Annotated in this window: 11 protein-coding genes; 6 read left to right on the forward strand and 5 right to left on the reverse strand. The window is 74.0% G+C overall.

The window, feature by feature from the left end:
- Positions 1-236 precede the first annotated feature (236 nt).
- From E1258_RS25630 to E1258_RS25645, 4 genes are all read left to right on the forward strand, one after another.
- Complete coding sequence (locus E1258_RS25630; RefSeq protein WP_007073166.1) at positions 237-446, forward strand: helix-turn-helix domain-containing protein; 210 nt, start codon at positions 237-239, stop codon at positions 444-446.
- A 301-nt stretch (positions 447-747) separates the two neighbouring features.
- On the forward strand, positions 748-849 hold the full coding sequence (locus E1258_RS25635; protein WP_007465623.1) for a 30S ribosomal protein bS22: 102 nt from the start codon (positions 748-750) through the stop codon (positions 847-849).
- Between the two features lie 123 nt (positions 850-972).
- Positions 973-2,046 carry an NAD-dependent epimerase/dehydratase family protein gene (locus tag E1258_RS25640; RefSeq protein WP_132405625.1) on the forward strand — a complete coding sequence of 358 codons (1,074 nt, stop codon included), beginning with the start codon at positions 973-975 and terminating at the stop codon, positions 2,044-2,046.
- A complete protein-coding gene (locus E1258_RS25645; RefSeq protein ID WP_371688685.1) occupies positions 2,043-3,134 on the forward strand; it encodes a lysophospholipid acyltransferase family protein in 1,092 nt (363 codons plus the stop codon). The genes E1258_RS25640 and E1258_RS25645 overlap by 4 nt, the downstream gene beginning before the upstream one ends.
- A 46-nt stretch (positions 3,135-3,180) precedes the next feature.
- On the opposite strand, the gene E1258_RS25650 is transcribed toward E1258_RS25645, so the two are convergent.
- The 3 genes from E1258_RS25650 to E1258_RS25660 form a co-directional block, all read right to left on the reverse strand.
- The gene (locus E1258_RS25650) at positions 3,181-4,038 is read right to left on the reverse strand and encodes an HAD family phosphatase (protein ID WP_243715684.1); all 858 of its coding nucleotides are present in this window, start codon (positions 4,036-4,038) and stop codon (positions 3,181-3,183) included.
- Between the two features lie 172 nt (positions 4,039-4,210).
- Positions 4,211-5,104, reverse strand: a complete 894-nt coding sequence (locus E1258_RS25655; RefSeq protein WP_132405629.1) for a DUF5667 domain-containing protein — start codon at positions 5,102-5,104, stop codon at positions 4,211-4,213.
- Positions 5,105-5,452: 348 nt separating this feature from the next.
- Complete coding sequence (locus E1258_RS25660; RefSeq protein WP_371688686.1) at positions 5,453-6,307, reverse strand: ECF subfamily RNA polymerase sigma factor, BldN family; 855 nt, start codon at positions 6,305-6,307, stop codon at positions 5,453-5,455.
- An 807-nt stretch (positions 6,308-7,114) separates the two neighbouring features.
- Here E1258_RS25660 and E1258_RS25665 point away from each other — a divergent pair.
- The gene (locus E1258_RS25665; protein WP_007073160.1) at positions 7,115-7,369 is read left to right on the forward strand and encodes a glutaredoxin family protein; all 255 of its coding nucleotides are present in this window, start codon (positions 7,115-7,117) and stop codon (positions 7,367-7,369) included.
- Between the two features lie 28 nt (positions 7,370-7,397).
- On the forward strand, positions 7,398-8,048 hold the full coding sequence (locus E1258_RS25670) for an HAD family hydrolase (protein ID WP_132405634.1): 651 nt from the start codon (positions 7,398-7,400) through the stop codon (positions 8,046-8,048).
- Between the two features lie 57 nt (positions 8,049-8,105).
- On the opposite strand, the gene E1258_RS25675 is transcribed toward E1258_RS25670, so the two are convergent.
- Positions 8,106-8,762 (reverse strand): response regulator transcription factor, encoded by a 657-nt coding sequence (locus tag E1258_RS25675; RefSeq protein ID WP_132405640.1) that lies wholly within the window; start codon positions 8,760-8,762, stop codon positions 8,106-8,108.
- Between the two features lie 44 nt (positions 8,763-8,806).
- A complete protein-coding gene (locus E1258_RS25680) occupies positions 8,807-10,099 on the reverse strand; it encodes a sensor histidine kinase (protein WP_132405636.1) in 1,293 nt (430 codons plus the stop codon).
- Positions 10,100-10,319 lie beyond the last annotated feature (220 nt).

A 10,319-nucleotide genomic window follows, 5' to 3' on the forward strand; every position in this document is an offset into this window, starting at 1 on the left:
GGCCCCAACCGGACAGGCTCAGGCCCCAACAGGACACCGGGTGCAGGCGTGCCCGGACGGGCGAAACGGCTGGCCACGGGCGGAGGAAACCCGGCCTTGTGCGTGATCAACATGCACGAAGGGATCGCGCCGGTCACAGCCGTCCCGCTACCGTACTGGTAACACGCGCGTAGCCCGTCCTGGCGGGAGGATCCCGTCCGGCGGCACGCGCCGGGGCATGGGATGGGCGGTGGGCCATGACCGGTTCGCAGTCCGACGGCAGGCTGTCGGAGGTCAGGTTCCTCACGGTCGCCGAGGTGGCGACGGTGATGCGGGTGTCGAAGATGACGGTGTACCGGCTGGTGCACAGCGGCGAGCTGACCGCCGTGCGGGTCGGCCGGTCGTTCCGGGTGCCCGAGCACGCGGTGCACGAGTATCTCCGGGGCGCGTTCCAGGAAACCGCCTGACCGACCACTTGTGGCGCATCCGGGCCCGGCGACTCCGCCGAGCGCCCTCCTGAGCTGCGTACGCCACCTTGGCGTGCGTCGAGTGCCCCGTAAAGGGCACCGAGTGCGACGTAACGGGCATTGACGGGGGCGCGTTGGTCCTGCTGACGCCCTCCAGTTACCCTGGACCGGATCGTGACCGCACATCGGTGCGCCCGCCGCCCGCCAGCTGGTCCGGTCCGTTGTCCGCAAGCGGTCGTCGACGCCACCGTGTGGTGTCATCCGGTCCGCCCCGCACGTTGCATCGAAAGGCTGTCGTCGTATGGGCTCGGTGGTCAAGAAGCGCCGCAAGCGCATGGCTAAGAAGAAGCACCGCAAGCTGCTGCGCAAGACCCGCGTCCAGCGTCGCCGTCTCGGCAAGTGACCGGAGCCGGGCCCACACCGGCCCGGCGTCCCGTGTCGCTTGCCAAAGTCGACCCCCGGAGGCTCAGGTGATCAGGCCGCGGATACCCCGGCTCGATCGCACCTGCCGGGGTAGGTGCACGACGTGACCCCCGGTGGCACCCCAGGTGCCCCGGGGGTGGTCGTCGTCACCGGGGTCAACCGCTACCTCGGTGCCCACGTCGCCGCCCGCCTCGCCGCCGACCCCCGGATCGAGCGGGTGATCGGCGTCGATCCCAGCACCCCCAGCCCGGAGGTGGCCCGCCTGCTCGACCGGGTCGAGCGCATCCGGCTCGACCTGGGCTCGCTCGGCGGTCTCCTCGCAGACCTCGACGTCGACGTGGTGGTGCACCTCGCCCTGGTCACCGCCCCCGACTCCCAGCAGGGCGGTCGGTCGGCGATGAAGGAACAGAACGTCATCGGCACCATGCAGCTACTCGCCGCCTGCCAGCGGGCGCCCCGGCTACGTCAGCTCGTGGTCCGCTCGTCGACCGCCGCGTACGGGGCGTCGTTCCGGGACCCGGCCGTCTTCACCGAGGAGACCGAGCCGCGCGAGGTGCCGCGCGGCGGTTTCGGCCGCGACATCCTCGACATCGAGGGGTACGTGCGCGGCTTCCGCCGCCGCCGACCCGACGTCACCGCCACGGTGCTGCGCTTCGCGCCGTTCATCGGCTCGACCGCCGACACCACGCTGACCCGGTACTTCTCCCAGCCCTTCGTCCCCACCGTGTTCGGGCGCGACCCCCGGTTGCAGTTCGTGCACTTCGACGACGCGCTGGAGGTGCTGCACCGGTCGGTCGCCGAGGAGCACCCGGGCACGTTCAACGTCGCCGGGCCGGGCGTGCTCTCCCTGTCCCAGGCGATCAGGCGGGCCGGGCGCATCGGCGTCCCCGTGCTCGAACCGGGCCTGTCCGGGGCCGTCGCGCTGGCCCGCAGCCTCGGTTTCGGCCGGTACGGCCTGGACCAGGTCGACCTTTTCGTGCACGGCCGGGTGGTGGACACCTCCGCGCTGGAACGCGAGTACGGCTTCGCGCCCCGCTCGACCGCCGCCGCGTTCGACGACTTCGTCCGCGCCCACCAGGGCGGCGTGGTGGTCAGCCGGGAGCAGCTCGCCGCAGCCGAGCGGGCCGTCCTCGACGGGATCCGCCAGGCGCGCGCGGCCGTACGGGAGCGGTCGTGAGCAGCCCGGGCGAGGAGCGCGGGCGCGCGGGGGCCAACGGCCGGTACGACGTACCGCTGATGGTGGTTGGCCCGGGAGCGGAGCCGGCCCGGCACAACGGCCATCACCCCGCCCCGGAGCCCGTCGCGGAGCTGAACGGCGGCCCGGCGGTCCCGCAGCCGGGGCAGCGGGAGCTGCCGGCGGGGCGGGAGCGGCCGGAGGTGGCCGCGCACGCGCCACGTGCGGCGGCGGTGCCGGACGGCCCCGGCGACGTGTGGGACCGGCGGGTCGCGTCCGGGTTGGCGTTCCTGCGTCGGCGGCTCTCCGGCGACTACCAGGTGGACGAGTTCGGGTTCGACCCGGAGCTGACCGAGTCCGTCTTCCACCCGGTGCTGCGGCTGCTCTACCGGGACTGGTTCCGTACCGAGGTCTCCGGGCTGGAGCACGTGCCGGCGGACGGGGCCGGCCTGGTGGTCGGCAACCACTCCGGCACGGTGGCGCTGGACGCGCTGATCCTCTCCGCCGCCCTGCACGACCAGCACCCGGCCCACCGCTACCTGCGGCTGCTCGGTGCCGACCTGGTATTCCGGATGCCGGTGGTGTCCGAGATCGCCCGCAAGACCGGCGGCACCGTCGCCTGCAACCCGGACGCCGAGCGGCTGCTCCGCTCCGGCGAGGTGGTCGGCGTCTTCCCTGAGGGGTTCAAGGGGGTCGGCAAGCTCTACTCCGACCGGTACAAGCTGCAACGCTTCGGCCGGGGCGGGTTCGTATCGGCCGCGCTGCGCACCGGCACCCCGATCGTGCCGGTGGCGATCGTCGGCGGCGAGGAGATCTACCCGATGCTCGCCGACATCAAGCCCCTGGCCCGGCTGCTCAAGCTGCCGTACTTCCCGGTCACGCCGACGTTCCCGTGGCTGGGGCCGCTCGGGATGGTGCCACTGCCCAGCAAGTGGCTGATCGAGTTCTGCCCGCCGATCCCGACCGCGCACCTGACCGACTCGGCCGACGACCCGCTGGTCGTGTTCAACCTTGCCGACCAGGTGCGGGAGACCATCCAGCAGACCCTGCACAGCCTGTTGGAACGCCGCCCCGACCCGTTCGGCCCCTGAGCCGCCGATCCGTGCCGTCGGCCGGTCGAGTCGGGGCGAAGTTCCATCAGCGGTCGCGGCGGCGCTTCTGCAACGCCAGCCCGGCACCGACCGCACCGGCGAGGAGCCCGGCCGCCGCCGTCGACGGAACGGCGATCTTGACGGCCCGTCGGCCGGTGCGGAAGTCCCATACCTCCCAGCCGCGCTGCCGCGCCTGCCGCAGCAGGGTGCCGTCCGGGTTGATCGCCACCGCCCGCCCCACGGCCGACAGCATCGGCAGGTCGTTGGCGGAGTCGCTGTAGGCGGAGCAACGGACCAGGTCCAGCCCTTCGACGGCGGCGAGCTGGGTCACCGCCTCGGCCTTGGCCGGCCCGTGCATCAGGTCGCCCACCAACCGCCCGGTGTACGCCCTGTCGATCACCTCGGCGACGGTGCCAATCGCCCCGGTCAGCCCCAGCCGGGCGGCGATCACCCGGCCGATCTCGACCGGCGCGGCGCTGACCAGCCAGACCCGCTCCCCGGCGTCGAGGTGGCGCTGTGCCAGCCGGCGGGTGCCGGCCCAGATCCGGGGCGCCATCAGCTCGTCGAAGATCTCCTCAGCGAGCCGCTCCACGTCGTCCACCTGCCAGCCCTCGATGAACGCGAGCGCCGCGTCCTTGGCCTGCGACATGTCCCCGGCGTGCTCGGTGGCGAGCACCCTGAAGCGAAGCTGCTGCCAGGCGAACCGGGCCAGGTCCGTGGTGGTGAAGTAGTTGCGGGCAGCGAGGCCGCGGGCGAACCAGTAGATCGAGGCACCCTGCATCATCGTGTTGTCCACGTCGAAGAAGGCCGCGGCACGCGGATCGGGGGCGATCGGAGTGGCGGGGGCCGCCTCGGTCTCCGCCCAGCCGGCCGTGTGACCGCGCCGGTCGGTGCTGACCGTCATCTTGCCGTTGCGGGCCACGCGACCTCCCTCGCTCGACGACCCCGACCACTGCCTTCCGTGAGCGTAGCCGGGGGCGAGGGCCGCCCTGCCCGCTGCCGCGAGAACTGTGGCGCGCACTGCTGTCGGCGGCTGCAGGGTGTGGTACTGGGAACCGTGCGGGAAGCGCAGGGGGTCAGCGCCCGCCGGGGCAGGCCGTCGGGATCGGGCCGAGCGTGTCGCTGCCGGCCGGGGCGGGCAGCTCGCACTCGATGGCCGCGCGCAGCGCGTCGGAGCGCTTGCGGGTCGCATCGAGCAGGGCGATCGACTGGCGGGCCCGGTCCCGCTCCGCCCGGCTGGCCCCGGTGAGCAGGTCGCCGACCGCACGCCGTTGCCCGACGACGAAGGTGTTCACCGCGTCCAGACCGGCCGGGTCGGAGCGCTGTGCGGCCGTGGTGGTGAGCAGGCGTACGCCCTGGCGGGTGTCCGCGTCCATGTCGTCGAGGACCGCTTCGAACCCGAGCTGGTCCCCGCGCAACGCGGCGGCCTCGCCGAGCCGGGTGCGGGCGAAGTCGAGGAAGAGCTGGCCACGGCTGAGGTCCGAGCTGGCCAGGGCGAGCTGGGCCCGCTCCGTGGAGCGCTTCATCCCGTACAGGGCGTCGCCGGGGACGGCGTTCTCACTGGCGGCGGAGATGCCGGAGACGGCGATCGCGCCGGCGGCCACCCCGATGAGGATGGCACCTCGGGCCCGGGCCCGGCGGGCGGTCGCAGACGGCAGGAACGAGCCGCGTTGACCGGTGGCGACTGTGCCGCGCTGGCCGGTCTGCCCGGCCTTGGCCGGCGCGGTGGCTGCGGCCCCGATGCCCTCCCGTTCGGCGGTGGCGACGAGCATCGCCCGCAGTCCGGAGCGGAAGTCGGGATCCACCGCGGCGGGCGGAGAGCCGGCGCTGAGCTGTCGACCGACCGCGACGAGCGCGGCGAGGTGGTCGTCGGCCCGGGACCGGACGTGGTGACGTCGGCCGCCGTTGGCTTCGTCGAGAAGCTGCGCGAAGCGCTCGGCGCGCCGGCGGGAGAAGAGGTCGCTGGTCACCGCAGGCACCTCCTCTCGCTGGTCACGGCCGGTTGGCCGCTGTCGACACGAGCGACCGGCGGCAGAGTCCACCCGGGACGAAGCTCGTGACGGGCTGCGCTGTCCGGACCGTGGGGCCCGGGGATGCCGGAGAAACCACCGGTCGCACCGGAAGAAACGCTCGGCGCCGTGCACGGGTTACGGGGCCGGCGGGAGCGAAATCACGAAGAGTGATGGTCGTCACGTGCCGGTGGTCGTCGGTCACGTCTGGGCCGTGTCCCGGGCCGGCGTACGGCGCGGAACGCTGCCGGGATCGGGGCGTCCGGGGCGCGGACGCCGCCGGACGGGCGGGTGCGGCGACGGTGGCGGTCAGGGTTGGAAGCCGTCCGGCAGCAGTCGGGCCAGGGCGCGGACCGCGCGGTACTGCAACGCCTTGATCGCACCCTCGTTCTTGCCCATCGCCCGGGCTGTCTCCGCCACCGAGAAGCCCTGGAGGAACCGCAGCACGATGCACTCCTGCTGCTCCGGATTGAGCTGCTTGACGGCGGTGAGCAGTGCGACGTTGGTGATGTGCTCGACGACCGCCGCCTCCGGGCTGCCCTCCGGGCCGCGGTCTTCCCGGTCGGCGTCCAGCACGTCGCCGGTGGTGACCTCCAACCGGTACCGGCCGGACTTGAAGTGGTCGGCGACCAGGTTCCGGGCGATGGTGACCAACCACGCGCCGAGGTCCCGGCCCTGCCAGGTGAAGCTGCCGATCCGCTTGAGGGCACGCAGGAACGTGTCGGAGGTGAGGTCCTCGGCGAGCTGCCGGTTGCCGACCCGGAAGTAGACGAAGCGGAAGACGGTGTCGACGTACCGGTCGTAGATCAGCCCGAACGCCTCGGCCTCGCCGGCCTGGGCGCGCTCGACGAGCGTCCAGACCTCGGTGGCCGGGTCGGACGGATCGGGCCGGCTCGGGAATCCCGTCGGCGCGTCGCCCGGAACGTTGGTCGGCGGGTCGGCCGACACCGCCGGCAGCACCGCCGTCTCGGTGGTCGACGGATCGGCCACCGGCGGGGTGTCGCCACCGCGCCGGCCCTGCGCCGGCATGGTCGGCCGGGCCGGTGACGCGACCCGGCCGCCGTTGCCGCCGGGCGTGGCGGGACGGGGCGGCGCCTCGTTGTGATGGGACCGGTTGCGCAACCGTCTGGACGCCCCGTCGCCGCGTACCGCGAGGCTGGCCAGGTCGTCCACGGGTTCCTGGCCGGCGCCCAGCCGTTCGTTCAGGACCGCCCGGGCCGCGGCGGCCAGCCCGAACGGTCGCTGCTCGTAGCCAAAGCTGGTCACCGTGCCTCCCCGATCAGGGCCGCCGCCGGCTGCCGGGGCACCCCGGTACGGGCGCGGCCACGGCCGTCGGGCAGTGTTCGTCGGGGAGGTGCCGACGGGCGGCAGATCCCCTTGAGGTGCGGGTCCAATGCGCTCACAGGCACGGGGGCCTCCTCGGGCTGAGGGGTGTCGACTCACGGCAAATGGGGTGAGTCGACCCGAGTGATAATAGGGCCAACGTCACCCGCGCGTGGCAAGTCCGTTACACAGAGCAGAAGTATTTGCTCGCCCGTCGCACCAGCGGCGGACCGGTTGTCCGTCGGGGGCGGTTGACTTTCGGGCGGCGGGCTGGTTAGGGATAACCCCAGCTCAGCGCCGGGATCGACCGCACTGCGCTGCCGTCGACGCCGTGTCGCGCGGGGGCGACGAGCGCGGTTCGGGCATGACCGACGGCCGGACGCTGTGTCAGACTCAGCGACCGTGCAGGACGCAGCCGACAGCCTCGCGCCGAGCTCGCTGGCCGGCTCCGCCGGGTGGCGGCCGACCAAGGCGGCCGGGATGCGCTGACAGCGGCGGTCCGGGTGACGGTCCACCGAGGTCACCGGGCGCGCGGTGCGCGTCGGGTACGGCTCGGCCGAGACGTCTGCGGTCGGCAAGGTGCGCAAGACACAGCTCAGGCCGGTGCCGTCGCAGGCGGCCCCGCCCGACATCCGCACGGAGGTTCCGATGTCCAGTGACGCCCGGCTCGCCCTGATCACCCGCCCCGGCTGCCACCTCTGCGAGGACGCCAAGGCGGCGCTCGGCCGGGTGGTCGCGGTCACCGGCGACCGTTGGATCGAGAAGGACGTGACCGGCGACGTAGAGCTGGAGCGCGAGTACGGCGACCGGCTGCCGGTGGTGCTGCTCGACGGCAAGGAGCACGGGTACTGGCGGGTGGAGGAGGAACGCCTGCTGCGGGACCTGACCACCCCGCAGCTCTGACCGGCCGCCCGCCGCCTATCCTGCTCGGATGACCCCTGCGCGCCCCCACCTCGTCTGGGACTGGAACGGCACCCTGCTCAACGACCTCGACCTGGTGGTGGCCGCCACCAACGCCGCGTTCGCCAGCGTGGGCGGGCCGGCGGTCACCGCGGACGAACACCGGGTGCGGTTCCGCCGCCCGATCGCCGACTACTACGCCGGGGTGCTCGGCCGGGCCGTCGACGACGAGGCGTTCGGCGAGCTGGACCGGATCTTCCACGACGCGTACCGCAGGGGGTTGACCACCTGCGCGCTCGCGGACGACGCGGCGGCGGCGATGGCGGCCTGGCCGGGTAGCCAGTCCCTGCTGTCCATGTGGTTCCACGACGAGCTGGTGCCCGCCGTGCACTCCTACGGGCTGGCCGGGCGCTTCGCCCGGGTGGACGGGTTGCGCGCCACGATCGGCGGTGGCCGCAAGGCCGAGTCGCTGGGCAAGCACCTGTCCGAGCTGGGGCTGGACGGCCGCGCGGTGGTGCTGATCGGGGACTCGATCGACGACGCCGATGCCGCCGAGTCGGTGGGCGGCCGGGCCGTGCTCTACACGGGCGGCTTCACCGACCGGTCCCGGCTGCGGGCCTCCGGCCACCCGGTGGCCGACACCCTCACCGAGGCTGTCGCCCTCGCCGCCACCCTGTCCTGACCGCCCCGCCCTCGCCCGGCCCCGCTCCCATCCGGCTCGGCCCGGCGGGAGCGTCGGTCAGGTGCGCAGGTAGGCGAGGACTGCCAGGACCCGCCGGTGCTGGGCGGTGTCCGGGGGAAGGCCGAGCTTGGTGAAGATGTTGCGCACGTGCTTCTCCACCGCGCCGTCGGTGACCACCAGGGCGCGGGCGATGGCCGTGTTGGAGTGCCCCTCGGCCATCAGGGCCAGCACCTCGCGCTCGCGCGGGGTCAGCTCCCGCAGCGGGTCGTCGCGCCGCCGGCGGACCAGCAACTGGCCGACCACCTCCGGGTCGAGCACGGTGCCCCCGGCGGCCACCCGGGCCAGCGCGTCCAGGAACTCGTCGATGTCTGCCACCCGGTCCTTGAGCAGGTAGCCCACCCCGCCGCCGCCGGCGCCGCCGGTGGTGGCCAGCAGGTCGTCGGCGTACGACACCTCGACGTACTGGGACAGCACCAGGACCGGGGCACGGGGCACGAGCCGGCGGGCCTCGACCGCGGCGCGCAGCCCCTCGTCGGTGTGCGACGGCGGCATCCGCACGTCGACGATCGACACGTCGGGCCGGTGGGCGACGACGGCCTCGACCAGCGCGTCGCCGTCGCCGACGGCGGCCACCACCTCGTGCCCGCGCTCGGTCAGCAGCCGGACCAGCCCCTCCCGGAGCAGCACGGCGTCGTCCGCGATCACCACCCGCATGGTGGTGTCTACCACGCCGCCGGCCGGGTCGGGGGTAGCCGTGGTCACAGCGGGAGGTCCGCGCGGACCTCGGTCGGCCCGCCGGCCGGGCTGAGCACGTGGAGCCGGCCACCCGCCGCGCGCACCCGGTCGGCGATCCCCGTCAGGCCGTGCCCCTTGGCCAGGTGCGCGCCGCCGTGCCCGTCGTCGGCGACGGCGACCAGCAGCCGGCCGTCGTCGCGGGTCACCTCGACCCGGCACTCCGTCGCCCCGCTGTGCTTGGCGACGTTGGTCAGCGCCTCGGCGACCACGAAGTAGGCGGTGCCCTCCACGGCCGGGTCAAGCCGCCCACCCGGGCCGTCCAGCCGGGGATCGAGGCGTAGCTCGATCGGGATCAGGCCGCGCCCGGCGAGGGCCGCCAGGGCGCTGGGCAGCCCCCGGTCGACCAGGATCGGCGGGGCGATGCCCCGGGAGAGGGCGCGCAGCTCGGCGAGGGTGTCCCGGGTCTGGGCGACGGCCTCGTCGAGGGTCCGGCCGGCGGCCTCCGGGTCGCTGGCGAGTTGGTGCCGGGCCCGGCTGAGGTCCATGGCCAGCCGGACGAGGCGCTGCTGCGGGCCGTCGTGGATGTCGCGCTCCAGCCGGCGCAGCGCGGCGGCCTCGGCGGAGACGGCCGCCCGCTTCTGCTCCTCCAGCACGGTGATCCGGCTGCGCATCTCGGCCATGCCGGTGAGCAGGGCGCGGGCGAAGCCGGCCTGGAGTCGCGCGCACCCCCGGACCACGAGCGGCAGGGTGATCAGGAAGAACAGCCCGGCGGCGGTGTTCAGCCCGATCCGGGCGGCGGCGGAGTCGCCCAGGCCGAGCAGCTCGCTGAGGGGCTCGTCGTCGGGTGGGTGCGGCAACGCCCAGTCGTAGATCGAGTAGAGGGTGCCGACGAGCGTGCCGGCCCACCAGGTGACGGTCACCACGAAGGTGACGACGGCCACCGCCAGCTTGAGGATGCCGTGGGCCAGGTCGAGCCAGGACTGCACGTCCCGGATCGGCACGAGGATCCGCCGCCACGCGCCGGCCCCCGCCTCGGCCCGGCGGTAGTCGGGCCGGACCCGGAGCTGGCGGAGCACGGCGGGCAGCCGCAGCCGCTCCACGTCGGCGAGGCCGCGTGCGGCGTAGAGGGTGCCGGCGAGGACGGGCAGGCCGATCACCGTCACCACCAGCCCCACGCCCAGCGCCAACCCCACCACCAGGACGACGAAGCTGGCCACCGCGAGGGGCAGGCCGAGCAGCACGTACCCGGAGTCGCGTAGGAGCTGACGGGGGAGGCTGGGCGGTGGGGCGGCCGGTTCGGCCCCGGTGACGGTCATGGTTCGAGGCTAGGGACGCCGGCCCGGTCGTCCCATCCCGCCGCCTGTCCTGTTTCCGGTGGTGCCAGCCCTACCGCGCGGCGGGGCGCAGGGGGAGCGTGGCGTGGAGACCGGCGGCCTTCCCGCCGGGCGGGCGCGTCGACGGCGGGCGCGCGTTCGCGCGATTGGTGAAGGAAGTCGGGAATGAGCAATAATCGGCGCGGGCCGCGCGGAGCGCCGG

The organism is Micromonospora sp. KC207 (assembly GCF_004348615.1).
In the GTDB taxonomy this organism is placed as follows: Bacteria; Actinomycetota; Actinomycetes; order Mycobacteriales; family Micromonosporaceae; genus Micromonospora.